The organism is Desulfobulbus alkaliphilus (assembly GCF_016918545.1).
In the GTDB taxonomy this organism is placed as follows: domain Bacteria; phylum Desulfobacterota; class Desulfobulbia; order Desulfobulbales; family Desulfobulbaceae; genus Desulfobulbus; species Desulfobulbus alkaliphilus.
On the sequence record NZ_JAFFQC010000380.1, the window covers coordinates 1 to 402 of the forward strand.

The 402-nt window shown below is 64.7% G+C and carries 1 protein-coding gene; it reads left to right on the forward strand.

Annotated features, from left to right (window positions below; translation table 11 throughout):
- A partial coding sequence (locus JWG43_RS19025; RefSeq protein WP_205244467.1) for an alpha/beta fold hydrolase occupies positions 1–341 on the forward strand: 341 nt, incomplete at its 5' end.
- Positions 342–402 lie beyond the last annotated feature (61 nt).

The window sequence follows — 402 nt, forward strand, 5'->3', positions numbered from 1 at the left end:
ATGTTGAGCATGGCACCGAGCCCACCGGCCGTGACCGCGAGCGCACACTGCGCTTCTCCCGCGAAATCGAATACCAGATCTACCGCACGTTGCCGACCAACATGGGGCGCAAGGTCGCGGGCGGGACGGCATTCCCGGTCAGCTTTGTGGCAGGCACCCGCTCGCGCGAGATTCGCCAGGTCGGACTGGGCGCCACTCGGCGCATCGTCGGCGGCAGGCTGCGCTGGATCGAGGGCAGCCATCTTTATCCGATGGAAAAGCCGCTCGAAACGGCCGCGTTGATCCGCGAGTTGATCGATGAAATGCGCGCCAACGCAGGCGCCATGCGGCACGCCGCATAGGCGAGACTGCGCTTGGGCAAATTCCACCGTTCTGTCACGGAACGGAGGGGGACCTTTGCTA